Origin of the sequence: Pseudomonas marvdashtae (assembly GCF_014268655.2) — a bacterium.
GTDB lineage: Bacteria > Pseudomonadota > Gammaproteobacteria > Pseudomonadales > Pseudomonadaceae > Aquipseudomonas > Aquipseudomonas marvdashtae.
In genome coordinates this window covers 17,036-39,456 of record NZ_JABWQX020000008.1, presented here as the reverse complement: position 1 = coordinate 39,456, position 22,421 = coordinate 17,036, and the positions used below count along the sequence as shown (strand labels likewise).

The 22,421-nt window shown below is 59.8% G+C and carries 25 protein-coding genes; 13 read left to right on the top strand and 12 right to left on the bottom strand.

Going from position 1 to position 22,421, the window contains the following annotated elements:
- Window positions 1-2: 2 nt before the first annotated feature.
- From gspF to HU742_RS25885, 8 genes are read left to right on the top strand one after another with little or no spacing between them, the layout of a single operon-like run.
- Window positions 3-1,208, top strand: coding sequence for a type II secretion system inner membrane protein GspF (gspF, locus tag HU742_RS25920; protein ID WP_186644386.1), 1,206 nt, complete (start codon window positions 3-5; stop codon window positions 1,206-1,208).
- Window positions 1,209-1,211: 3 nt separating this feature from the next.
- A complete protein-coding gene (gene gspG / locus HU742_RS25915; protein ID WP_186644388.1) occupies window positions 1,212-1,667 on the top strand; it encodes a type II secretion system major pseudopilin GspG in 456 nt (151 codons plus the stop codon).
- A gap of 2 nt (window positions 1,668-1,669) precedes the next feature.
- The gene (gspH, locus tag HU742_RS25910) at window positions 1,670-2,137 is read left to right on the top strand and encodes a type II secretion system minor pseudopilin GspH (RefSeq protein WP_186639675.1); all 468 of its coding nucleotides are present in this window, start codon (window positions 1,670-1,672) and stop codon (window positions 2,135-2,137) included.
- Window positions 2,130-2,516, top strand: a complete 387-nt coding sequence (gspI, locus tag HU742_RS25905) for a type II secretion system minor pseudopilin GspI (protein ID WP_186639677.1) — start codon at window positions 2,130-2,132, stop codon at window positions 2,514-2,516. The genes gspH and gspI overlap by 8 nt, the downstream gene beginning before the upstream one ends.
- Window positions 2,509-3,042: a type II secretion system protein GspJ gene (locus tag HU742_RS25900; RefSeq protein ID WP_186644389.1), complete on the top strand. Its 534-nt coding sequence runs from the start codon at window positions 2,509-2,511 to the stop codon at window positions 3,040-3,042. Before gspI ends, HU742_RS25900 begins: the two co-directional genes overlap by 8 nt.
- Complete coding sequence (locus tag HU742_RS25895; protein WP_186639681.1) at window positions 3,039-3,884, top strand: type II secretion system protein GspK; 846 nt, start codon at window positions 3,039-3,041, stop codon at window positions 3,882-3,884. The genes HU742_RS25900 and HU742_RS25895 overlap by 4 nt, the downstream gene beginning before the upstream one ends.
- On the top strand, window positions 3,884-4,987 hold the full coding sequence (gspL, locus tag HU742_RS25890; RefSeq protein WP_186644391.1) for a type II secretion system protein GspL: 1,104 nt from the start codon (window positions 3,884-3,886) through the stop codon (window positions 4,985-4,987). The genes HU742_RS25895 and gspL overlap by 1 nt, the downstream gene beginning before the upstream one ends.
- Window positions 4,987-5,442 carry a type II secretion system protein M gene (locus HU742_RS25885; protein WP_186644392.1) on the top strand — a complete coding sequence of 152 codons (456 nt, stop codon included), beginning with the start codon at window positions 4,987-4,989 and terminating at the stop codon, window positions 5,440-5,442. Before gspL ends, HU742_RS25885 begins: the two co-directional genes overlap by 1 nt.
- Before the next feature lie 218 nt (window positions 5,443-5,660).
- Here the strand turns inward: HU742_RS25885 and HU742_RS25880 are convergent, their stop codons facing one another.
- Entirely contained in the window at window positions 5,661-6,914 is a 1,254-nt protein-coding gene (locus tag HU742_RS25880) for an MFS transporter (protein ID WP_437179914.1), read from the bottom strand.
- A 141-nt stretch (window positions 6,915-7,055) separates the two neighbouring features.
- Between HU742_RS25880 and HU742_RS25875 the strand changes: the two genes are divergently transcribed.
- Both HU742_RS25875 and HU742_RS25870 read left to right on the top strand, forming a co-directional pair.
- A complete protein-coding gene (locus HU742_RS25875) occupies window positions 7,056-7,949 on the top strand; it encodes a LysR family transcriptional regulator (RefSeq protein WP_186644395.1) in 894 nt (297 codons plus the stop codon).
- A gap of 124 nt (window positions 7,950-8,073) precedes the next feature.
- Window positions 8,074-8,517, top strand: a complete 444-nt coding sequence (locus HU742_RS25870; protein ID WP_134922538.1) for a DUF2846 domain-containing protein — start codon at window positions 8,074-8,076, stop codon at window positions 8,515-8,517.
- Between the two features lie 87 nt (window positions 8,518-8,604).
- Here HU742_RS25870 and HU742_RS25865 read toward each other — a convergent pair whose 3' ends face one another.
- Window positions 8,605-12,756, bottom strand: coding sequence for a dermonecrotic toxin domain-containing protein (locus HU742_RS25865; RefSeq protein ID WP_367616120.1), 4,152 nt, complete (start codon window positions 12,754-12,756; stop codon window positions 8,605-8,607).
- A 459-nt stretch (window positions 12,757-13,215) separates the two neighbouring features.
- Here HU742_RS25865 and HU742_RS25860 point away from each other — a divergent pair, with 459 nt between their 5' ends.
- The gene (locus tag HU742_RS25860; protein WP_186644396.1) at window positions 13,216-13,737 is read left to right on the top strand and encodes a PAAR domain-containing protein; all 522 of its coding nucleotides are present in this window, start codon (window positions 13,216-13,218) and stop codon (window positions 13,735-13,737) included.
- Window positions 13,738-13,826: 89 nt separating this feature from the next.
- On the opposite strand, the gene HU742_RS26920 is transcribed toward HU742_RS25860, so the two are convergent.
- Entirely contained in the window at window positions 13,827-13,961 is a 135-nt protein-coding gene (locus tag HU742_RS26920) for a hypothetical protein (RefSeq protein WP_264082746.1), read from the bottom strand.
- Window positions 13,962-13,964: 3 nt separating this feature from the next.
- A complete protein-coding gene (locus HU742_RS25855; RefSeq protein ID WP_186639693.1) occupies window positions 13,965-14,291 on the bottom strand; it encodes a DUF6124 family protein in 327 nt (108 codons plus the stop codon).
- A 402-nt stretch (window positions 14,292-14,693) separates the two neighbouring features.
- Here HU742_RS25855 and HU742_RS25850 point away from each other — a divergent pair, with 402 nt between their 5' ends.
- Window positions 14,694-15,293 (top strand): helix-turn-helix transcriptional regulator, encoded by a 600-nt coding sequence (locus HU742_RS25850; protein ID WP_186639695.1) that lies wholly within the window; start codon window positions 14,694-14,696, stop codon window positions 15,291-15,293.
- Window positions 15,283-16,161: a queuosine precursor transporter gene (locus tag HU742_RS25845; RefSeq protein ID WP_186639697.1), complete on the top strand. Its 879-nt coding sequence runs from the start codon at window positions 15,283-15,285 to the stop codon at window positions 16,159-16,161. The genes HU742_RS25850 and HU742_RS25845 overlap by 11 nt, the downstream gene beginning before the upstream one ends.
- A 54-nt stretch (window positions 16,162-16,215) precedes the next feature.
- Here the strand turns inward: HU742_RS25845 and queC are convergent, their stop codons facing one another.
- The 8 genes from queC to HU742_RS25805 form a co-directional block, all read right to left on the bottom strand.
- Window positions 16,216-16,911 (bottom strand): 7-cyano-7-deazaguanine synthase QueC, encoded by a 696-nt coding sequence (gene queC, locus HU742_RS25840; RefSeq protein ID WP_186639832.1) that lies wholly within the window; start codon window positions 16,909-16,911, stop codon window positions 16,216-16,218.
- A gap of 210 nt (window positions 16,912-17,121) precedes the next feature.
- The gene (locus tag HU742_RS25835; RefSeq protein ID WP_003197008.1) at window positions 17,122-17,568 is read right to left on the bottom strand and encodes a hypothetical protein; all 447 of its coding nucleotides are present in this window, start codon (window positions 17,566-17,568) and stop codon (window positions 17,122-17,124) included.
- A gap of 30 nt (window positions 17,569-17,598) precedes the next feature.
- The gene (locus HU742_RS25830) at window positions 17,599-18,825 is read right to left on the bottom strand and encodes a beta-ketoacyl-ACP synthase (protein WP_186639699.1); all 1,227 of its coding nucleotides are present in this window, start codon (window positions 18,823-18,825) and stop codon (window positions 17,599-17,601) included.
- Window positions 18,825-19,553, bottom strand: a complete 729-nt coding sequence (fabG, locus tag HU742_RS25825; RefSeq protein WP_186639701.1) for a 3-oxoacyl-ACP reductase FabG — start codon at window positions 19,551-19,553, stop codon at window positions 18,825-18,827. The genes HU742_RS25830 and fabG overlap by 1 nt, the downstream gene beginning before the upstream one ends.
- On the bottom strand, window positions 19,550-20,017 hold the full coding sequence (locus HU742_RS25820; protein WP_186639703.1) for a hotdog family protein: 468 nt from the start codon (window positions 20,015-20,017) through the stop codon (window positions 19,550-19,552). Before HU742_RS25820 ends, fabG begins: the two co-directional genes overlap by 4 nt.
- Window positions 20,014-21,210: a beta-ketoacyl-[acyl-carrier-protein] synthase family protein gene (locus tag HU742_RS25815; RefSeq protein WP_186644397.1), complete on the bottom strand. Its 1,197-nt coding sequence runs from the start codon at window positions 21,208-21,210 to the stop codon at window positions 20,014-20,016. The genes HU742_RS25820 and HU742_RS25815 overlap by 4 nt, the downstream gene beginning before the upstream one ends.
- The gene (locus HU742_RS25810) at window positions 21,207-21,689 is read right to left on the bottom strand and encodes a DUF3261 domain-containing protein (RefSeq protein ID WP_186644398.1); all 483 of its coding nucleotides are present in this window, start codon (window positions 21,687-21,689) and stop codon (window positions 21,207-21,209) included. The genes HU742_RS25815 and HU742_RS25810 overlap by 4 nt, the downstream gene beginning before the upstream one ends.
- Window positions 21,686-22,414, bottom strand: a complete 729-nt coding sequence (locus tag HU742_RS25805; RefSeq protein WP_186644399.1) for a class I SAM-dependent methyltransferase — start codon at window positions 22,412-22,414, stop codon at window positions 21,686-21,688. Before HU742_RS25805 ends, HU742_RS25810 begins: the two co-directional genes overlap by 4 nt.
- Window positions 22,415-22,421 lie beyond the last annotated feature (7 nt).

Genomic DNA, 22,421 nt, shown 5'->3' with positions numbered 1-22,421 from the left:
GCATGCCGACCTTCGACTATCGGGCCGAAGATGCCCAGGGCCGGCGCTGCAAGGGGCGTATCGAGGGCGACAGCCCCCGTCATGCGCGTCAGTTGCTACGCGAACGGGGCTTGCTGCCCAGCGAATTACGCGAAGCAGCAGAGCGGACTCCTGGACGCCGGTCCAGTGGGGGCCATTTGAGCCCGGCTGATCTGGCATTGCTCACGTTGCAGTTGTCCACCTTGATCCAGGCCGGTTTGCCCCTCGAAGAGTCACTGGGAGCAGTGGCGCAACAGAGCCAGAAGCGGCGCGTCGCCAATCTGCTGGCGGCGGTGCGCAGCCGTGTGATGGAAGGCCAGGCACTGGCGACGGCGCTGGGGGCCTTTCCCCAGGCCTTTCCCGAGCTGTTCTGCGCCACGGTCGCTGCGGGCGAACAGTCCGGTCATCTGGGCCAGGTGTTGGAACAATTGGCGACCTATACCCAGGCACGCCAGGCATCGCGCCAACGCATTCAACTGGCGTTGGTGTACCCGCTGATCCTGATGCTGGCCTGCGTCGCGATTGTCGCGTTCCTGCTGGGCTACGTGGTGCCGGATGTGGTGAAGATTTTCATCGACAGTGGCCAGCCCTTGCCTTGGCTGACCCAGGCGCTGATCGCCGTGAGCGATGGCTTGCGTCGCCATGGCCTGCTGCTGCTCGGTGCCCTGGCCGGCTTGTTCGCGCTGTGGCGCTGGAGCTTGCGCCAACCGGCCTGGCGTCTGCGCTGGCACCGTTTGCTACTGCGCCTGCCGCTGCTGGGCGAAGTGTCGCGGGCGATGGAAGCGGCGCGATTCGCCAGCACCCTGGCGATCCTTAGCAAAAGCGCGGTGCCGCTGGTGGATTCCTTGCACATTGGCGCGCAAGTGATCGGCAACCTGGCGATCCGCGCCCGCATGGCCGATGTCGCTCGTTCAGTTCGCGAGGGCGGGACCCTGACCCGTGGCCTGGAGCAGGGCGGTGATATCCCGCCACTGATGCTGCACATGATCGCCAGCGGCGAACGAGCCGGCGAACTCGACAACATGTTGGCCCGGGCCGCCGAACAACAGGAAGCCAGCCTCGCGGCGCGCATCGCGCTGGTGGTGAGCCTTTTCGAACCGGCCATGTTGGTGTTGATGGGCGGCGTCGTGCTGCTGATTGTCATGGCCATCCTCCTACCGATCCTGAGCCTCAACCAATTGGTGAATTGACCGATGAAATTCCAAAGCAACCGACCTGCAAGGCATCAACGCGGTTTTACCCTGATTGAAATCATGGTGGTGGTGGTCATCATTGGCGTGCTGGGCGCCATCGTGGTCCCGCAGTTCATGAGCCGCCCCGACCAGGCCAAAGTCACGGCCGCCCGGACCGACGTCCAGGCGATTGCCACGGCCCTGGAAATGTACCGTCTCGACAACTTTCAGTACCCCTCGACCCAACAAGGCCTGGAGGCGTTGAGCAAGCGCCCGTCCGGCACGCCCGTGGCAAGGAACTGGAACCCGCAAGGGTATCTGAAAAGCCTGCCGGTCGACCCTTGGGGCACGCCCTACCAGTACCTCAATCCCGGGCACAAAACCATCGATGGCAGCTATGACCTCTACTCCCTGGGGGCCGACGGCATGCCGGGCGGTGAAGGGATGGCGGCCGACATCGGCAATTGGGTCGAGTGACCATGCAGCGTTGTTGCCGCGGCTTCACCTTGCTGGAGCTGATGGTGGTCATCGTCTTGATCGGGGTCCTGGCGGGCATGGTCCGTTTCGCCACGGGGTCGAGCCCGGCGCGTGAGGCGCGGCAACACGCTCGGGACTTTGTCGCGGTGGTGCAGCAGTTGCGCGAGCGGGCGGTGTTGGACGGGGAGGAATACGGTCTGCGCGTGCAGCCTGGCGGTTATCAGGCGTTGCGACTCCAAGCCCAGGACTGGACGGCGGTGTCGGCGTTGCATCGATTGCCCGAGGGCCTGACGTTCGGATTGGAGCAGGAGGGGCATGTCCTGCGCCTCGATCACGTTCAAGGCCCACCACAGTTGCTGATGCTCAGCAGTGACGAGACCAGCCCGTTCAGGCTGCTCGTCAACGTCGCTGGGCAGACGGTTGCCCGGGTATCGAGCGACGGTCTGGCGGAGCCGCTGGTCGATGAATAACGCACGCAGGCAGGCCGCTGGCTGCCAGGGTTTCACGCTGTTGGAAGTCATGATCGCCCTGGCCATTTTCGCCACGCTGGCGGCGGCCGTGCTCTCGGCCAGCCAGTTCGTGCTCAAGCAAAGCGCTGGCCTTGAGGACCGTCTGTTCGGTGCCTGGCTGGCGGACAATCAGTTGAGCGAACTGCGTCTGCAAGCCGTCACGACGCCCGGGCAACAGCGACTGAACCGGCACCTGGGTCGCCGCGATTGGATCTTGCAACAGCGTATCGCCCCGGCCCGTGACGGGCGCCTGCTGCAGGCCGAGATCCAGGTCAGCCGCGGCGACAACTCGATCGTCGTGCACCGCACCATCGGGTGGATCCGCAGCCGTCATGAATAGGCAGTCGGGTTTCACCTTGTTGGAGCTGGTCATCGCCATCGCCATTTTTGCCTTGCTCGGCCTGGCCAGTTGGCGGTTGTTCGATGGCGTCGTGCGGACCCAGCAAGGGGCCGGTCAGCATGAGCGCGACATCAGGGCCTTGCAGCGTGCTGTCGGCGTGATCGAACGGGATGTGTGGCAGGCGGTTGCCGACTCGGTCGTGCTCGCGCCCGGACATTTGCAATTGCAACGCAGCCATTGGCGCAACCCACTGGATCAGCCACGCAGCGAGCGCCAAGCGGTGATCTATCGACTTGAAGGGACGACGTTGTGGCGCGACAGTGTCGGAGAAGGCTCGACCGTTGTTCAGCGGCAGAAATTGCTCGGCGACGTCCGCAGCTTGAGCTGGCGGGTGTTCGACCGGCAACGGGGCTGGCACCGCGAAACCGCGAGTGACACCGCGCCGCTGGCGCTGGAATTGATCGTGTCGGCGGGGCGTTTCGAGCAGATTCGCCGAGTGCTGCCGTTGCCGGAGGCGTTGCCATGAAGCGCCAACGGGGCGTGGCGCTGATCAGCGTGCTGCTGGTGTTGAGCCTGGCCTTGCTGCTGGTCGGTGGGCTGTTGCGCAGCCATCGCCTGTTATTGCATAGCAGCGCGCAGCAACTGCAACAGGTCCAGTTGCGGCAATTGGGTTTGGCCGGGGAGGACTGGGCGCGGGTGGTATTGGAAAACAGTGGGATAACACCGTCCGGGCCCGTTGACCTGAGCCAGGATTGGGCCCGGCTCGGGTCCGTCTTGGAAGTGGACAGCGCCGAGCTGCACATCGGTATCGAGGATTTGTCCGGACGCTTGAATCTCAATGGGCTGCTGGCCTTGGGGCAAATCGATCAGGTCACCCTCGGTCGCTGGAGTCGCTTGCTGGCCCTGCTGGATCTGCCGCCGCTGGCGTTGCCCCAGATGGGGCCGGTGCAGGAGTTGAGTCAATTGCGCCTGCTGCCGGGCATCGACGGTCAGACGCTGCGACGCCTGGAGCCCTGGGTGGTGTTGCTGCCCAAGGACGCGCGACTGAACGTCAATACCGCCCCGCACCTTGTGCTGATGACCCTTGATGGGATGGAAACCGGGCCCGCCAAGACGTTGGCCGACCAGCGTCGCCAGGCGCCATACGCCAGTGCGCAGGCGTTTACCAATGACCCGTTGTTGTCCGGCTTGGGCCTCAGCAGCCATGGCCTGGGCGTGAGCAGCCGCTGGTTCCGAATCACCGTGAGCGTGATCCATGGCGACAGCCGTCTGCGCCTGGCCTCGGATATCGAGCGCGATTCTGAGAGCGGGCGCTGGACGGTTCGCCAGCGACGTTTCTTACCCTTGACCCCCAGCGAGCTCCCTTGATGAAAACCTGGCTTTACCTGACAGCCGAAGGCTTGGACGCGCCGTGCGCCAACTGGCCGTGTTGCGTGTGGTCGCCCACCGGCGAGCGTCGTCGCCTGCCATTGCACAAGGCGGCCGGCGAAATGCGCGGACGGCCCGTCGATGTGTTGCTGCCCATGGAAATGTGCAGCTGGTTGCGCAGCGATCCGTGGCCCTCCCGACGCCAGCCCCGGCCCCAGGCCCTGGCGTTCGCCATCGAAGAACAATTGAGTGAAAACCTGGAGACGCTGCACATCAGCGCCGGCCCGCGGGACCGTCAGCAGCGTTATCCACTGATGGTGACGGCGCGTACCCGGTTCCAGGCGCTGCTGGCGCTGCTCGCCGAGCAAGGCATTGATACGCGCGCGGTGCATGTCGATGCTGATCTGATTGCTGATGACCAGGCGTTTGGGGTGCGTTGGTTCGGGCGCTGGCTGTTGGGTGGAGGACTGCCCGCGCGGGTGCCGTTGTCGGCACGGGCCTTGGCGGCGCTCAAGCCCAGCCTGCCGGAAGACATTCATTGGTTGGACGAAGAGCGCGATTGCCCAGCTATCGATGCATGGCTGCTGAACGCGGGTGGACGTCCCATCGACCTGTTGCAAGGTGAGTTTCGTCGACGCCGAAGCTCGTTGCCATGGCGTGGCGCTTCGGCGGTGATGCTGGGCCTGCTGGTGCTCACCTGGGCTTTCAGCGAAGCCCGCGTGCGCTTTCTTGAAAGTGAAACCCGGCTTTTGTATGCCCAAAGCGAGCAGCGATTCAGGTCGCTGTACCCGGGGCAGGTGCGGATCGTCGACCTGGCGGCGCAGTTCCAGGCATTGCAGGGCCGTCGTGGGCAAAGCCAGGTCACCCAAGTCGCGCGTTTGGCCCGTCTGACCGAGCAGGTCATTGGCGCCAGCAACGTCGAGGTGCAGCGCATCGATTTTCGTGAGGGCGAGGGCTGGAAGATCCAACTGACGGCGAACAGTTTCGTCGAACTTGAACAACTGCGTGAGCGCGGGCTGCAAAACGGATTTTCCGTCACCCTGGGCAGCGCGAGTAAACAGCACAACCGCGTGCAGGCCCTCCTCACGCTGGAGAACAGTTGATGGGCGTCAATGGATGGCGGGTCCTGCAACAGGCCTGGGGAAACCTCTCGCGCCGAGAGCAAGGTTTGTTGCTGGGGCTTGCCGGATTGTTATCGGTGGCGTTGGCCTACACCGCGATCTGGCAACCGACCCGGCAACGACTGGAGGTTGCCGAACGACAGCATCGCCAACAGGCCGAACTGAACGCCCGGATCCAGCGCGCCGAACCCTCCCGGATTACGACGGCCGCCACCCGACCCTTGTCGGTGCGCGTCAACGCAAGTGCTACAGCGGTGGGGTTGGACATGGCGGAAATGGAGGTCGACGGCGACTCGTTGCGACTCGCCGTCAAGGGTGAGGCGAATGCGTTGCTGCATTGGTTGGATCAACAAGAGCGGGAGGGCGCGGTGCTTCAGTCGCTGACCTTGGAAGTGCGTGATGATGTGTTAGAGGCGCGAGTGGTTTTGCGTCAATGACCGACCGAGCGCACAACATCTTGAGCAGGCGTATGGGCTGTTGTTGCGAGGGGATTTATCCCCGCTGGGGCGCGAAGCGATCCTAAATGCCGACAACGCCGTGTGTCAGGCAGATTGAGTTGACTGCTTAGGGGGCTGCTACGCAGCCCAGCGGGGATAAATCCCCTCGCCACAAAGTGTTCGCTCTGTTCCGGGGTTGAACAGGGCTCTTGTGATGGCTAAACCTGCACATTCCCCGGCAACAACGGCAATTTCGCCAGCTTCACCGCCACCCACAACGCAATCACCAGCAAGCCACCGATGAACAGGCCGACCCCGTTCCAGCCGCCCAGGTGCCAGGCAACGCCGCCCGCCGTACCCGCGACGCTTGATCCGGCGTAATAACTGAACAGATAAAGCGACGAGGCCTGGCCCTTGGCTTGGAGCGCGCGGCGGCCGATCCAGCTGCTGGCGACCGAATGGGCGCCGAAGAAACCAAAGGTGAATACCAACATGCCCAGGATCACCAGCCACAGCGGCGTGGCCATGGTCAGCACCAGGCCGGCGAGCATCAGCGCGATGGTTGCCCAGAGCATTTTGCGCCGACCGAGTTTGTCCGCCAGGGCGCCGACTTTTGCCGAACTGTAGATGCCCGACAGGTACACCACCGACAGCAACCCGACGAAGGCCTGGTCCAGATGATAAGGCGCGGCCAGCAGGCGATAGCCGATGTAGTTGAACAGCGTCACGAACGCGCCCATCAGCACGAAGGCTTCAAGAAACAGCAGCGGCAACCCGGCGTCGCGAAAGTGCATGACGAAACCGTCCAGCAGGCTGCGCGGGTGCAGCGAACGGGGGCGGAAGTTGCGTGACTCGGGAAGAATCCGCCAGAACACCGCCGCCGCGATCAGCGCCAGCCCGCCAACCACCAACATCGCGGTGTGCCAGCTGACAAAGTCGATCAAGACCCCGGTGATCAGGCGTCCGCACATGCCGCCAATGGCGTTGCCGGCGATGTACAGCCCCATCGCCAGGCCGATGTGCTTGGGGTGGATTTCCTCGCTCAAATACGTCATCGCCACCGCCGCCAACCCGCTCAGCGACAGCCCCACCAAGGCGCGCAGCAGCAGTACACCTTCCCAAGTCGGCATCATGGCGCTGGCAATCGTGCACAGCGACGCGGCGAACAGCGCCGTGACCATCACCGGCTTGCGCCCGATGCGGTCGGAAATCGGGCCGGTGATCAACAGGCCGATGGCGAGCAGGCCGGTCGCCACCGACAGGATCAGGCTGCTCTGCGCCGCGTTGATGGAAAACTCCCGAGACAGCAGCGGCATCATCGGTTGCACGCAATACAACAGGGCGAAGGTCGCAAAGCCACCGCAGAACAGCGCCAGCACCGTGCGCATGAACAACGGCGTGCCTTTCTCGATGTAGATGTCCTTGAGTTCGGTGGTGACGTCCTGCGCACGCGGCGGGATTTCATGGGCCAGTGGAGCGACAGCAGTTTTCACGGTGGACCTCGCAAGAGCACGATCAGGCAGGCAATGAAAAAAGCATATAGCCGGCTAATGTTTCTATCCAATATATTATTCGACCTGTTTAAGACGTTCAGCGACCTATTGGATGGCCTCATGGAACTGCGTCACCTGCGTTATTTCATCGCCGTTGCCGAAGAATTGCATTTCGGCCGCGCCGCGCTGGTCCTGGGCATCTCCCAGCCGCCGTTGAGCCAGCAGATCCAGGCACTGGAACAGGAGATTGGCGCACGGTTGTTCGAGCGCACCAATCGTCGGGTCGAATTGAGCGAGGCCGGGCGGTTGTTCCTTGAAGAAGCGCGACGGGTGTTGGTCCAGGTGGACAAGGCCGCCGACGTGGCCCGCCGTGCCCAGTTGGGTGAATTAGGCGAGCTGAAAATCGGCTTCACCTCCTCGGCACCGTTTAATTCGACCATTCCCCAGGCGATCTTCTCATTCCGGCAACGCTTCCCGGCGGTGCACCTGAACCTGCGGGAAATGAGCAGCACCCAAGTGGCCGATGCACTCGTGGACGACGTGATCGAGGTGGGCATCATGCGACCGTTACCGCTGCCCGACACCTTGACGGAAATCGAACTCAGCCGCGAACCGCTGGTGGCCGTGCTCAGCGCCAAGCATCCCCTGGCCCAGGGCAACGAAGAGGGCCTGTTTCTCTCGGCCTTGGCCCTGGAGCCGTTCGTGTTCTTCCCCCGCAGCTACGGCAGTGGCCTCTACGCCCAACTTCTGAGCCTGGCCCGCGACGCCGGCTTCAGCCCGCATTTCGCCCAGGAAGCCGGCGAAGCCATGACCATCATTGGCTTGGTCGCGGCGGGGTTGGGCGTCTCGGTATTGCCGGCGTCCTACCAGCGCATGCGTATCGATGGGGTGGTCTATCGACCGCTGCTCGACCCGGTGGCGGTGTCGGCGGTGTGGCTGGTACAGCGCAAGGACCAGCGCTCGCCGATGGCGGCGGCGTTTGTGGCGTTGTTGACCGATGGGGTGGAGTTGTAAGGCCATAAAGCTGAAGTGGGTAATGACAGGCCCACCCGTGCTCGGGCATACCAACATTACTTTAGTTTTCCAACGCTTCGGCCGATATCCCATTGTTCGACCAACCCAATCATGGAGAAACAGGATGTTCAAGCAGTTGACCTTTACCGCCTTGCTGGCAGTCGCCGCGCTGACCACAGGGTGTGCTTCGGTAAAAATGGCGGATGACACCCAGGATGCGCAAGCGAAAACCTTCCAGACTGTCCCTGACAAAGCGAACATCTACGTTTACCGCAACGAAAGCATGGGCGCTGGGGTGAAAATGCCGGTAACACTCAACGGTAAAGCTGTTGGGCAGACCGTTGCCAAGTCGTATTTGATGCTATCGGTACCGGCCGGCCAGCAGACGTTGGTGTCGTCTGCGGAAAACGATTCAGAGCTCAAGCTCAGCACAGAAGCTGGCAAGAACTATTTTGTCTGGCAGGAAGTGAAAGTGGGTTTCATCAAGGCTCGTAACAACCTACAGGTTGTCGATGAAAAAACCGGCCGCGCCGGGGTGGTCGAAAGCAAGTTGATTCAAGCTGAGTAACTCGGCTGTCTTGAGTCGTGCTGATTAAGAAGGGCGCCCCAAAGGCGCCCTTCTTCGTTCATGACGCTGTGGGGGCTTCTCTTTCAGTCATCCCCCCCAGACCGTCGCAGGCTTGTTGACGTGATAGTCATAAAACCCCTGCAGCGTCCAGGTATCGCCCTGGCGTTCAAACGCGGCGCGCCATGCACCTCGGCCGCTGCCGGGGGACAACTGGGCCATGTCGTACCAGTAGTATTGATTGATTTTTTTAGTGGTCACCCTGCCCGCACGAATGTTATCCATGATTTCCATTGTTTTTGCCCTGGCTGTTTCGGGGAAGTTGGCGTATGACATTTGTGTTTCAGCCAGTGGGCTGGTGTCTGCCTCAAACTTGTCCCGTGCGAGGGTTGGCTCGGGTAAAACAGGGGAGGGAGGCGCGGGCTGTGTGCCGGTCACTTTATTTGTCCGTGCCTGGGTGACGATTTCGATGTCGAAGGGTTCGTAGTACGAAAGTGTGTTTGTAAACTTATTAATATCCTCTCCGGTGACCAAGGTCATGGATCGCTGTGTCTGGCCCTTGTTGGCAATGAAGTAAGGAATCCGATGGTTCCTTATTTCTGTCAACAGCCCCGGTTTGTGCCGGCGTATCTTCTCTTGCCTGAGGGCTTCAACCAACTCGTTGTGGTATTCGACCGAGGCGATGTATGTTCGCCTGGCAGTCACTGTTTCCGGTGCATTTCCAGGGAACAGTTTCAATGCCTTGGCATTCATGGTGGTTTCTGCCGCCTCGATCATTTCCCGGGTTTCCCTCGCTATTTTTTCTATGGCTGTTTTCTTTTTCCCTTGATTGGCGGTATACGCCATGAATACGGCGCCGGTGACGTTATCGGTGATGACCGCTGTATTGACGTGAATCCGGTCGTCGCTAAAGAACTCCTTTTTATTTGTCAGGACCGTGTCGTAGATTTTTATTTTCTGCGGATCCGTGAGGTGTACGCCTGATACATTTGTCTCGATGTCTTTACTGCTGAGGAGGACGACGCTCCAAGTGTTCATCTTGTCCAGCAGGTTGTTATGCGCCGTTTGATGGTGCGCCAAGCTGGTGGGGTCCTGCGTCAGGTCATATATCCGTGAGCGATAAGCTTCTATATCGGGCACGCCTGTCTCCGCCATGCTTTCGCGAAGGATGCGCTCGGCCAGTTCATCGGGCATCGAATTGAAGATACGCTTTGCGGTGTTGACTGTATCGCCGTAGCGATAGCGATTCTTGACCAGCACCCCTTCCACCAATGCATTGATCGTTTTCTGCCGTGGGGTTTCCGCGGTCCAGCCGAGCAGGCTGTATGCAGGTCCACCGCCGAGCAACCGTAACGGCTCTTCAATTTTCCATTGGCCATTTTGCCAAGTCACTGTCCGTTGGTGCGTGCGGTTGTTTGGCGCATAGATGATCCTTTCGCCCGCCTGCACCTGTGTCTTGTAGTAACCCTCGCCCAGCTTCAAATAATCCTGCCCGCTTGCGTCGCTGTAGCGGCTGCGCCCCTCGGGCACCAATCCCTTGCCGTCAAATCCTTTGAGAACGAACGGTTCCAGGTCTGGGTCCGGCATGCGAGGCAGGGCCGATAGCGCCGGGCGTGCCTGACCTCGATGGCGGCCGGCGCGTGCCATGATCAAGTCCTGCCCTGCCTCGGCCAGGACGTCCCCCAGCCCGCCGATGAAATCGTGGGTCCACTGATGGAGGCTGCCGCCCTCGGAGTCTATCGCGGACACTGCGGCGCCCGCGGCCATGGTCGGCAGGATCGCACGCCCCAATAGGCCGCCCAGCCGACCTGCCGGGAACATTGACATCGCGCCCGTCAGCAGCATGACCGCGCTGCGGCGTCCTTCTTGGGCGGAGGCGCTGTCGCGCTCGGCATTGGTCACCGTCAACATGTCCACCGTCTTGATCCCATGGGTGATTTGCGTCTCATGCAACGCCTTGAACACATCCCCCTCTACCACGGGCGAAGAGATTGTCTTCGCGAAATCATCCTGTGCCCTGTCCTTGGCCCTGGCGAAGACCGACTGTGTGACTTGCTTGATCTTTTCATCGGGCGTCAGCTCTTCGGAGGCCACCACCAGGCTGGCAAGTTGCTCGGCCTGTTCGAGCAGCGGCAAGTGTGAAATGAGCCAGCGGGTCATCTGCGACGTAGCGGTGAGTGTTTGCGCCAAGGTTAATTCCAATGCCCGGGCGCTTGCCGCATCCACGTCCCTGAACGTCTTGCCATCGGGCGCGCCTGGCGTGTACAGCGTCAACGAGGGGCGGCTCGCCGTCATCTTCACCCCAAACGCCAGCAATTCCTTCAGCACGCTGTCGCCCCATTGCAGTTGGCGGACCACTACCTCGTGCCCATTGACCTTACCGCGCACTGCCGCCGTCGGACCGTCCAGCGCGGCCAGCACCAACTTCAAGCCGGTATTGTCCCGGTCTTGCCTCAAGTCGCCCGAAATATGAGCCGCCCACACTTGGGCGCGCATCTGTTGCGCTTTCAGCGCCATCCACTGTGCCTGGCGCTCTCGGGCTACACGTTGCAGCTCGGCCGGAAGCAGGGCGCCAATGTTCGCCCTTTCAATGACTTCCACAATCTGTGCGAAGCTCAGCGGCCCTTCCACGGTTGGGTGAGGGGCATTGCGTTCGTCCCGGGTCAGGTTGGACATCGCCCACTGGGTCAGGGAACGACAGTCATCGACGATCCTCATCACGCTGCCTTGCGAGACCCCGGAGCCAAACGGCGAGCCCCCCGTCGGAGCGTGGGGATCGACCACGGTTTTCCTGATGCTCAGGGACACGTCCTCAGGGTCGACCGGCGGGTATTTCGCCTTGATGACGTCGGCGAGCAACTGGCGGGTCCGGTCCTCAAGGGCCTCCGGAGTGGCCAGCGTTACCGGGTCCGGTGGCAGGGGCAGGTCGGTCAGGGTTTTGTGCACGGCCTGCGTCGCCGTCCACCACGCCAGGCGATCGCTGGCGGTGACGTGCGAGTTGCCGTGCAGCCAGGCATGGAGTCTCTTCAGATTCAGCCGCAGCTCGCGCTCGTCCATGGCGCTCGCCAGATCCAGCTCGTGGCCGATGTCTGCTGCCACGTCGATCCTGTTCATCCAGGCGGTGATTTCTTCCGACACTGCCGGACCTTCCAGCACGGCGTTGCACACGGCGGCTTTCTGCGCTGCCCGCAGTTCCGTGACCAGGCGAATGAGGAAGTGCTCGGTGACGGGCTCGGCATTGACTTCATCCTCAGTGTTGCCGTCTTGCGTCAGGTCGGTCTTGAGCGCCTGCAATGTTTCGTACATTTGCAACGGCTGGCCCGGGCGGTACAGCACGGCAGCCCCCGGATCGCTGGCGTTGTCATGTCGCGACAAGGCCACGGCCCCGGACACCGGAACGCTGAAGCTCCACCGGCGGGGTGTAATTGCCAGGCTGAACACCCCGGGTCGAACCCGCTCCGCCAACTTTGCGCGAGACGCCGCGTCCGGTGCCGACAGCGCATAATCGGTCAGCGCTTTGTGCATCGGCGGGCTCAGTGTCGTGTCCAGCCGATGAAGGTCGGCCTGGGCCTTGAGTTGTCCGGCGAGTTCATCCACCAGCCAGTCGCCGACGTTACGCGCCTGGCTGAAGCTGGCCGGGTTGTTCCAGAACTCATCCAATGCACGGGTGAGCAGTCGTTCATAAAGCGCCGGCGTGGTGTTGATCAGCCGCTTGATTTCCGTTTTTACGGCGCGCTCGTTCAGGGCGACGGGCGCTACGGTAGCGTTGTCACGGTGGGTGACAATCTCGATGTCGTCCAGGTCATGGAAGAACGCGCTTGGATCGATCCTGCCGGCGACGGCTTGTAGTAAAAGCGTCTCGAGAAAGAGGATGTCCGCCACCGTCTTACGGATTGCCGGGCCATCGGCTGTGCGCTGCGCAGGCGGGATCGTCTCTTCTCGCAGCGTGCGCACGGACAGCTCGTGCACCGTCACGCTGTCCGCCAAGGCAGGGAAGGTTTTCCTGAACCAATAATCCAGGTGTTGCCTCATCACATTGGAAGGCCGTGGGATGGCGTCGTTCAGGCGGATCATGTCTTGCTGCGAAGCCTTGAGCTGGCCGACCAGCGTGGCATCCGGCAGCACGGCGCTGTCAGCCAGCGGTGGGTCGTCGGGTCCGGCGGAAGGGACCGAACCGTCAGTATCGGGGGTGCCCACGAAAGGCGGTAAGTCGTAAGAAGCTGTTAACGGGTTGTGTTCCACTGCTTTCTTCCTGGAAGAATGTTGGCAGCACAACCTATTCAAGAAAAGTTTGGGTGGGTGGTATATAGGTACCGCACTCAGGGGGGAGGAGGTGGGGTAAGACGAATCAAGGAATGCCGATGAGGTGGGCGCACGCTTGTCATTTTTTTCTTGTGAGGAACACCAGGATCGCCGCGCGGGTAGCCTGCGTTTGCTCTTCCAGCAAGCGGCAAAGAGTGCCGATTCGATCGGTATCAACAAGACGGGGGCGGATGAAAAGTTGCGTCACGGACCCTTCGGCTGTAGGAAAACGCGCATTTCTAGTTACGACACTTCCGATTCGTAGCGCAGACCACCCCGCAGGGGTTGCGACTCGCCCACGCTGCAACGTCTTATTCACCATTCCGAAGCCGCCGGCTCAGCGCTCCTTCCCCAGTGGCAAGGGAAGCAGCCTAAAGCCCATGAATGAGGTCCCTGGAAATGCACTCATCTTTGGATGCCCCCTACACCAACGAAATCTCCCATGAATCTCTTCTCCATTTGGATGACTTGTACTTGGAGCAGCCCCGGCAACTAGAGGGTTACGGCGAAGAAGTCGCGGCATTCATGAGTCGACAAAAAGCCTTCGTCGAAGCTCATCCGCCAATCGCCATCTACCGAGTGGCCACCGAGGGAAGCCAGACGCGCAATGGCGGAACGATCCAGCAAGTGTCATCGTCGTTGACGTTCACCTTGGACAATGGCTGGAAAGTACGCGCCGCGCAGAAAGGCGACCAGGTGGTGTATGCCGATGGCAGCACGGCACGGATCATCACCGGCGCCGGGAAAAACAATAGCGACATTGCACTGGTCGGCAGCCGCCTGAGCAATGGCGACAAGATCGTCAATACGCTTCAGAAACGTTTCATGATCATCGTGCGTGAAGGCGTGCCGATGGCGGAGGATTTTTTGCCTGCTCTTCAACTGGCGGAGGTTCATTACCTGTACTCGCAAAGACTGTAATCAAATGAGGCCGGATAGGCGAATGCAGAAGAAGCCATGAGTTTTAAGAGAGAAGTCTTGAAGGGCGCCGCAAGGCGCCTTTTCTTCTGTCAGGTTGCGACTTGCGCCTGCAAGCGTCGACCGACGACATCCAGCAAATCGCAGCCCTCATGCAAAGAGATCACCGGCAAGCGAGCCAATTCACTGTAGGCACCCTCTTCGAACACCAGGTTTTCGGGGTTCAAGAGTTAACGTTGATTGTTTAACGAAGCGTCCGGCGTGCCTACGGGGGGCTCCAGGTTCTCCAAAGCACGATTGACCAGCAGCTCGCCAAGCTCTGTCAGTTGTTGAAGGGCCATTGCCATGCTGCGGTTTGCGCCTTGCAGCTCGCCGGCGAGGTCGGTGGACATGACGTTCAGGGAGGCGAGGGTTTCGCTGGCGTGGCAGAGCAGGGATTGGGTATCGATGTTGGGGAGGACAGTAAAGACTCGACTAATGCATTCTGGGTGTTCTTGATGTGTGTCGACGGTAGAAACATCCTGTGATTCCGTGGCGTTTGGGATGACCTTTTGCATTCTGAAGCTCCTTGCTCGGTTATGAACTCGCCAATATCAAGCGATCCGCCTCATGAGGTGGTGGCTAGGCCTGATTTATTACCAGAAAATTTTGCTGGATTAATCATATTTCTGAACATCTATGTAAATAAATGCTTCCGATGTTAGTTGGATCGGTGTGATTGTTTGGGTGTTGCGTAATTGTCTGTAAGAATTTTCATTTTTGTTTGTAGGGTTATATCCGTGATTTGTGATTTTGTGACGAGGATCTAGCAGTGGTTGCAATTCACCAATTATCGACTATTTGACTGTATTGTTTTTTCTCATGATCGGGGTGTGTAGGATGCAGCCTGGCGAAAGCCACCGGCTCGGACTCGCCTAGGCGCGTGGTCGAGGGTGGTTTTAAGGAAAGGGTGGGTGTGTATGTATAAGAAAGATAGAACAGAACAACTAAAAAATAACATCAAGTATCTTATCAGGAGTCGAGGTGAAACACGGCTGTCATTGTGCAGTGCCAGTGGTCTGACTCGAACGACTATTTATAATATCCTTGAAGGTAGGGTTGTTAATGTCCAGCAGTCGACTATTCAAAAGATATCCGATTTTTTCGGGGTGTCTTATAAGGAAATAGAAACGGTGGACCTGGAAGGGCGGGAGGTCATAGAAAGCAGCGCTTCGTTATATGGAAATATGAATCCGGCGGCGGTTCCTATTATAAGAGAGAGTCAATTGGTCGACAGCCTGGGCAAAAGAATTGGTGAGCTGGTGGTGGCCAATCCGTTGACCTACTACTTTGGCGCGGCCAGCAATTTGATTGGCGTCCTTCTGGAGAAGGATATTAGCGGCGTGTATGACCGGGGAGACTTATTAGTGGTGAGGAAAGGTGGAGCGAGTAATTCAGGGGAAAAACTCGTCTACAGCAGGGCGACTAAAAAATTATTTGTTGTTAGTGAGCCTGGTTTTGATTCTGATGTGGCTTTGGTAATAGGTGAAGTGGTGGAGGAGCGATTCAATGGCCAATAGTGTGGAGATTGAGAATGATAAATACAAGCTCTTGGGTTTTGAGAGAAACAAAAAGCTTGCGATCATTATGGTGATGACGACCGGGAAGGTGATAAAAGTAAAGCTAAACGAGTTGGTGGGAAGTGAGATTGTAGATAATTTGAATAAGGTTGAAATTAAGGATATTTACAGGAAGTTTTATTCTGGCGGTAGCGCGGTGACTGCTTATGAAGTCAGCGATCGTCATGAGCGGTCTTGGATGGCCTATGTGGTGCTGAACTTAATGCTGTTCGGGCTCTATATCTTCACCAATGTTGCTGCGGCGAAGCTGGTCCATATAGAACTGTTTGATATTGTTGTGACTCCAGGGCTTTTTTTATATCCGTTGACATTTCTCATCGTGGATCTGCTTAATGAGTTCTATGGGCTTAGGCTTGCAAGGAAGGCGATATTGCTTGCTTTTGTAAGTAATGCTTTTATCCTTGCGCTACTGAGTTTTACCAATTGGCTTCCCGGGTTGACGGGTTGGAAGTTGGATGCGCATTATGGGGAAGTTGTTACTCATGTGTCAGCTGCATTAATAGCGTCTTCGGTTTCTTTTCTGTTTTCGGAGTACGTTAACTCTTATTTGTTGAGCAAGATAAAGAGGCTTACAAATTCTAGGTTTTTATTTCTGAGAGTGTTTGTCAGTACTTTTTTTGCGGTTATTCTCGATAGTTTTATTTTCTGTTTTATCGCCTTTTATGGAAAGATGGGAAACGCTGAGCTGTTGAGTATAATATATGTGCAGATAGCAATAAAAATTTGCTTCGCTCTATTCAATATCCTCCCCGCTTATGGGGCGAGGTCATTGTTCAAGCGTTATATCACTAACGTCCAACCTGCTTGAAATGGGCGGGATGGGTAATCTCCGATAACCCATCCCCTTCGAGCTGCCCTATACCTACAGCGCCAGTTTCTCTTTCAGGCGGGTCATGGTTCCTACCTTGTTTTCGAGAAACTGTTCCAAACCCCTGGCACGCAGATGGCAGGCATCACATTCCCTGCAGCCACTTCCTTGTATGCCGTTGTAGCAGGACAGGGTGTGGTGCCTGATCACTTCCAGTTGTTGATGATGATCGGCCAGCGCCCAGGTTTCTGCCTTGTCGAGCCACATGAGCGGCGTCTCAATGCGCAGTTTGTAATCCATGCCTGTTTCGATGGCATTGTTCAGGAGCCTGACGAACTGATCGCGACAGTCCGGGTAGCCTGAGAAGTCGGTTTCGCAGACACCGGTGATGACAGTTTCGGCGCCCACTTGATAGGCGTAAATCGAAGCCAAGGTTAAAAACAGGATGTTGCGCCCTGGGACAAAGGTGCTGGGTACACCGTGGGCGGCATTGCTGACATTCGGGACTGGGATGTTGTCCCGGGTCAAGCTGCTGACGGCCAGTTCATTCAGCAGCGAGGTGTCCAATACCTTATGGGCCGCGACGCCAAATTTTTTGCAAAGCTGTCGCGCCACTTCGATTTCTGCACGATGGCGCTGGCCGTAATCGAAGGTGATGCAGTGTATTTCGTCATACATCGGTAAGGCATGAATCAGGCAGGTGGTTGAGTCTTGACCGCCGCTGAAGACGATCACTGCTTTCTTGGGCATTTCCTTCATCCCTAAAATTCCGGCTTATGGTTGGGAAGGCGACCCTAGCGCGAAATTCAAGCTCTTTGGTGTGGGAAATATCGGAAATACGGTGGTTCGTTTTCTGAGTTTGCCTGCGATTGGAAAACTGTTTCAGGCAACGCACCCGTAAAAAAGGGCTGCTGCGCAGCCCAGCGGGAGCAAGCTCCCTCGCCACGGGGAATGCGAGGTCTATTGCACCTTCGCCAAATCCCCTTTCAACGCAACGCCCGCCATGATCGCGCCCGCGTGGCATTCATAGGTAGTCGGGTCCTTGCGTTCGTTGCTCTTGTAGAAGCTGACGATGTTGGTGACGGCGTTGGCGCCGGCATTCTTGGCGGCCTGGTGCAGGCTGATCAGCGCCGATTGCAGCACCCATTCGCAAGCCACTTCATCAGACTTGTTGAACGCGTTGGTTTTCTTGTTGGTGACCGCGCCAGGGCTGACCACGGTGACGTTGCCGGCCGGTTTGTTGCCGGCCAGGTAGAACTTCACGCTGCCGTCGATCTTGCCGGTGCGGATGGCTTCGGCGACGACTTTGTCGAACGGCAGGAACAGCGCGGTATCACGGGCCTGGCTGAGGCTTGGCAGGGTGCTGAGCAACAGGGCGGCGGTTACGGCGATTTTCTTCAACGACATAATGGTCTCCTTGACCAGAGCTAACGAGAATCAGTGCCAGCGGCGGAAGATCAGCGAAGTGTTGACCCCGCCAAAGGCAAAATTATTGTTCATCACGTATTCATTGCTCAACGAGCGGAACTCATTGCGCAGGTAATCGAGTTTGCCGCATTCGGGGTCGACTTCATCGAGGTTGAAGGTGTGCACGTACAGGTCGCGGTTCATCATCTCGATGCTGAACCAGGACTCCAGCGCGCCGCACGCGCCCAAGGTATGGCCGAGAAAGCTTTTCTGCGAACTGATGGGCATGTGTTCGCCAAACAGGCTGCTGGTGGCCAGGGTCTCGGCAATATCGCCCTGCTCGGTGGCGGTGCCGTGGCCGTTGACGTAGCCGATCGCGGACGGTTCGAGGCCGGCGTCTTCCAGGGCCAGCTCCATGGCGCGGCGCATGGTGCTCAATTCGGGGCGGGTGGCGTGTTGGCCGTCGGCGTTGCTGCCGAAACCGACGATTTCAGCATGGATCCGTGCGCCGCGGGCCAAGGCGTGCTCAAGGTCTTCAAGTACCAGCATGCCGGCGCCTTCACCAATCACGAGTCCGTCGCGGCCCTTGTCGTAGGGGCGTGGGCTGGTTTGCGGTGCGTCGTTTTTCAGGCTGGTGGCGTAGAGCGCATCGAACACCATTGCTTCGGTCGGGCACAGTTCCTCCGCGCCGCCGGCGAGCATCAACGGCAGGCGACCGAACTTGATCGCTTCATAGGCGTAGCCAATACCATGGCTGCCACTGGTGCAAGCGCTGGACGTGGGGATAAGCCGTCCGGTCAGCCCGAAGAAGATGCTGATATTGGCCGCCGTGGTGTGGGGCATCATGCGCACATAGGAGTTGGCGTTCAGCCCTTCGGCGACGCTGTTGAGCAGCATGTTGCCGAATGCCTTGATCTCGTCGGTGCTGCCGGTCGACGAACCGCAGGACACGCCCATGCGCCCATCCTTGATCGACGGATCGCCCAGCAGCCCGGCGTCGGCCAGGGCCTGCTCCGCCGAGCCCACGGCCAAGCGCGAAACCCGGCCCATGCTGCGCAGTTGCTTGCGGGTCCAGTGAGCGGGCACCTGATAGTCATCGATAGGTCCGGCCAGCCGGGTGTTCAGCTCGGTGAAGCGGTCCCACTCATGCATGCGCCGGATGCCGCTGCGGTTGGCGGCGAAGTTGGCGGCGATGGTGTCCCAGTCGCTGCCAATCGAGGTGATGCCGGACATGCCGGTGACGACAACGCGCTTCATCAGCACAAGCCTCCGTTGACGGCGAGGACTTGCCGGGTGATGTAGGCCGCTTCGGCGGACATCAGGAAGTTCACCGCGCCAGCCACTTCTTCCGGGGTGCCCATGCGCTGGGCGGGGATCATTTTCATCAATTCTTCCACGGGTACGTTTTCATCAAGCATGGCGGTGTCGATCAAGCCCGGCGCGACGCAGTTGACGGTGATCTTGCGCTTGCCCAGCTCGATTGCCAACGCCTTGGCCGCGCCGATCAACCCGGCCTTCGACGCGCTGTAGTTGACCTGGCCGCGATTGCCGATCAGCCCGGAAACCGAGGTGATGCAGACGATTCGTCCAGCGGCGCGACGACGGATCATCGGCATCATCACTGGGTGCAGCACGTTGTAGAAACCGTCGAGGTTGGTGCGCATCACCACATCCCAGTCGTCCTCGCTCAGGGCCGGGAAGGCGCCATCGCGGGTCAGGCCGGCGTTGAGCACCACGCCGTAATAGGCGCCGTGGGTTTCGACGTCGGCCTCAAGGATGGCCTTGCATGCGGCGCGATCGGACACGTCGAATTGCAGCACCCGGGCATTTCGACCCAGGGCCAATATCTGCGCCAGGACGGCTTCGGCCTCGGCGCGACCGCTGCGGCAGTGCAATACAATGTCATGCCCGGCCTGGGCCAGGCGCAAGGCGATGGCGCGGCCGATGCCACGGCTGGAGCCGGTGACCAGTATGGATTCAGTCATGGCTGGGTTCCTGTTGCGGACGGTTCGTTGAGGTACTGGGCGGCATGGGGCGGACGGAACACATTCAGGCGCGCGGTAGCGTGGATGCCGGGTGCGCGAATATGGCATTCGAACACACCCATGCCGTTGTCGTCTTCCAGGGAGCGCAGGCCGTGGATGGCCAGTTCTGTGCCGAGGGGGAAACACTCGACGTTGCATTCGAATTTGCGCGTACCGAGCAGGAAGCCCAGTTCCACGGAACCGCCCCGTCGGCGTGCGTGGCAACCGGCAAACGCCGCCACGCTCTGGGCCATCAATTCAATGCCGACCCAAGCCGGCAGCGCACCGTCTTCACGGTTGAACAAACCGTCGGGCTTGACGGTGGCAAGTGCGTGGATCTGCTCGTCATCGAAGGACAGGATCCGGTCGATGAGGATCATGTCGCCTGCGTGAGGCAGCAATTCGGCGAGCGGCCAGTCAATCATTGGGCGTTTCCGATAATAAGGCTGACGTTGTTGCCGCCGAAGGCAAATGAATTGCTCATCAGGCGACGGGGTGTTGTCGGGTTCAGGCGGGCGCGGGTGTCGGTCCATTGCAGTGCCGGCAGGTCGGGATCGGCTTGGCCGTCCCAGACATGCGGCGGCAGTGCCTGGTCGGGGTTTTGTGAGCTCAGGGTCAACCAGCAGAACGCCGCTTCCAGCGCTCCGGCCGCGCCGAGGGTGTGGCCGGTCATGGGTTTGGTCGACGAGCAGGGTACGCCGGCTGAGAACAGCCCGGCCACCGCGTGGCTTTCCATCGCGTCGTTATGTTGCGTGGCGGTGCCGTGCAGGTTCAGATAATCGATCTGGCTGGCGTCCAGGCCCGCGCAGCGCAGGGCTTTTTCCATGGCTTGGCGGGCGCCGCGGCCACTGGGTTCGGGTGCGGAAATGTGGTGCGCGTCGGAACTGGCGCCGTCACCGAGCAGGGCGATCGAATGCTCATCGCCTGGCGCCTTGCTCATGAGAAACAGCACCGCCGCCTCGCCGATGTTGATACCGCTGCGGTTCACCGAAAACGGGTTGCAGCGTTCGCTGGAGACCGCTTCCAGTGCCGAGAAACCGTTGAGCGTCAGCTTGCACAAACTGTCCACGCCGCCGCACAGCACCGCATCGCACAGGCCAAGGTCCAACAGGCGACGAGCGCTCATCAAGGCTCGCGCGCTGGAGGTGCAGGCAGTAGAGATCACATAGGACGGACCGCTCAGGCCAAGCCAGTCGGAGAGGAAATTGGCCGGCGCGCTGAGTTCCTGCTGTTGGTAGTCGTACCCATCGGGGAACCGCTGCTCGCGCAAATAGTGGGCGATGCCCTGGCTGGCTTCATCGATGCCCGATGTGCTGGTGCCCAGGACGATGCCGATGCGGGCGCGGCCATAGGTACTGATCGCCTGGTCGATCTCGGGGCGAATCTGCATTCCGGCTTCGAGCAACAGTTGATTGTTACGGCTGCGCTGTGCCACCAAGCATTGCGGGATGGGGGCCAGTTCACCCGGCACCGAAGCCACCGGCAACGTCCGCTCAGGCACCCAGCCGGCTTCGACACGCAGGCCCGAGCAATCGCCGGCAAACAGGTTGCGCGCGACGCTTTGCTTGTCTCGGCCCAGGGCGCAGATCACCCCGAGGGCGTTCAAATAGGCGGTCATGGGGCGTTCTCGGTCAACGGTGTGATGCGGTAATGCGGGCCTTCAGGCAGGCTCAGTTCGAAGTCCAGCGGTTGCTCGTAGCGCACCTGCCAGCGTGCATCGAGGGTCCGCTGGGTGCTCTGCTGCCGAGCGGTGGGATAGTTGCCGGCCAGCTCCGCTTCGGGCGTCAGGGCGAACAGTAGCGCGGCGAACAGCTCCCGGGCTTCGGCGTTCGGTGGTAGCAAACCGTCGGCCTGCCACTGGCCATCGACCAGGCGCTGGCGGGCCAGGGGGATGCCCAGCGGGTCCATCATCGACCAACGGATCCCGCTGTTTTCGCGCTGGATCACCAGTAACCAATCCTGGCGTTGGCCGGCCAGTTGCCGTTCGATGTGCAATTGCAGCGGCAGCGCCAGGGTCAGCGTACGTTCCGGCAGCGGCGCGTGGCTGGAGCAGGCACTGAGCAGCAGCAGACAACCGATCAACAGGCCACGGATCATCGGGCGTCTCCTTCGAGCGGCTTGCGGGCGACCACGTTGACCAGGGTTTCCTCCCGCTCGCCAAACGGCTTGGGCCGGCGCAGGCCCAAGCGTTCCAGCAGGCCGAAATCCTTGGCTCGGCTCCACCACAAGTACGGGTAGGAGACGTTGTGGTCTTCGAACTGGAACCCTTGATCGCGAATCATCGCCAGGTACTGCGCGGCGCTTTTCTGCACGTGCATCGGGTGGCGGAACAGCCAGCGGATCACCCAGGTGTCGATGTAGGCCTCGGTGGATTCGGCGAACATCAGGTAGCCGCCAGGCTTGAGCACGCGGTAAAACTCGGCAAGGGCTTTTTCCTGCTCGACCAAATGATGAAAAGTCTGGTGGCAGAACAGCAGGTCCACGCTTGCGTCAGGCACCGCCAACGTCGCGCAGTCGCTGCCGATCAGCTCCACGGCCATGCCCTGGCGGGCAGCTTCTGCGGTGCTCAACGCCAGGCTGTGCGGGTCGGCGTCGACGCCAATCAGTTGTTGTGGTGCGAATACTTGGCGCAGGTATTGAAACGACTTGCCCTGGCCACATCCGGCGTCCAATAACACCGGGTTGGAGGGCGGCAAAGTGCTGAACAGACCGCGCAGATCGTTGATCGCCACGCGCAACACATGGTGCTGCCAGGTGTGGCTGCGCAAGAACCAGAAACCGAAGCGGGTTTCTTCGACGTAGTTGTCGCTCAGGTAGCTCATGACGGCT

Coding starts and splice junctions, on each gene's coding strand:
- gspF (WP_186644386.1), top strand. CDS start 3: ATGCCGACCTTCGACTATCGGGCCGAAGATGCCCAGGGCCGGCGCTGC.
- gspG (WP_186644388.1), top strand. CDS start 1,212: ATGAAATTCCAAAGCAACCGACCTGCAAGGCATCAACGCGGTTTTACC.
- gspH (WP_186639675.1), top strand. CDS start 1,670: ATGCAGCGTTGTTGCCGCGGCTTCACCTTGCTGGAGCTGATGGTGGTC.
- gspI (WP_186639677.1), top strand. CDS start 2,130: ATGAATAACGCACGCAGGCAGGCCGCTGGCTGCCAGGGTTTCACGCTG.
- HU742_RS25900 (WP_186644389.1), top strand. CDS start 2,509: ATGAATAGGCAGTCGGGTTTCACCTTGTTGGAGCTGGTCATCGCCATC.
- HU742_RS25895 (WP_186639681.1), top strand. CDS start 3,039: ATGAAGCGCCAACGGGGCGTGGCGCTGATCAGCGTGCTGCTGGTGTTG.
- gspL (WP_186644391.1), top strand. CDS start 3,884: ATGAAAACCTGGCTTTACCTGACAGCCGAAGGCTTGGACGCGCCGTGC.
- HU742_RS25885 (WP_186644392.1), top strand. CDS start 4,987: ATGGGCGTCAATGGATGGCGGGTCCTGCAACAGGCCTGGGGAAACCTC.
- HU742_RS25875 (WP_186644395.1), top strand. CDS start 7,056: ATGGAACTGCGTCACCTGCGTTATTTCATCGCCGTTGCCGAAGAATTG.
- HU742_RS25870 (WP_134922538.1), top strand. CDS start 8,074: ATGTTCAAGCAGTTGACCTTTACCGCCTTGCTGGCAGTCGCCGCGCTG.
- HU742_RS25860 (WP_186644396.1), top strand. CDS start 13,216: ATGCACTCATCTTTGGATGCCCCCTACACCAACGAAATCTCCCATGAA.
- HU742_RS25855 (WP_186639693.1), bottom strand. CDS start 14,291: ATGCAAAAGGTCATCCCAAACGCCACGGAATCACAGGATGTTTCTACC.
- HU742_RS25850 (WP_186639695.1), top strand. CDS start 14,694: ATGTATAAGAAAGATAGAACAGAACAACTAAAAAATAACATCAAGTAT.
- HU742_RS25845 (WP_186639697.1), top strand. CDS start 15,283: ATGGCCAATAGTGTGGAGATTGAGAATGATAAATACAAGCTCTTGGGT.
- queC (WP_186639832.1), bottom strand. CDS start 16,911: ATGCCCAAGAAAGCAGTGATCGTCTTCAGCGGCGGTCAAGACTCAACC.
- HU742_RS25835 (WP_003197008.1), bottom strand. CDS start 17,568: ATGTCGTTGAAGAAAATCGCCGTAACCGCCGCCCTGTTGCTCAGCACC.
- HU742_RS25830 (WP_186639699.1), bottom strand. CDS start 18,825: ATGAAGCGCGTTGTCGTCACCGGCATGTCCGGCATCACCTCGATTGGC.
- fabG (WP_186639701.1), bottom strand. CDS start 19,553: ATGACTGAATCCATACTGGTCACCGGCTCCAGCCGTGGCATCGGCCGC.
- HU742_RS25820 (WP_186639703.1), bottom strand. CDS start 20,017: ATGATTGACTGGCCGCTCGCCGAATTGCTGCCTCACGCAGGCGACATG.
- HU742_RS25815 (WP_186644397.1), bottom strand. CDS start 21,210: ATGACCGCCTATTTGAACGCCCTCGGGGTGATCTGCGCCCTGGGCCGA.
- HU742_RS25810 (WP_186644398.1), bottom strand. CDS start 21,689: ATGATCCGTGGCCTGTTGATCGGTTGTCTGCTGCTGCTCAGTGCCTGC.
- HU742_RS25805 (WP_186644399.1), bottom strand. CDS start 22,414: ATGAGCTACCTGAGCGACAACTACGTCGAAGAAACCCGCTTCGGTTTC.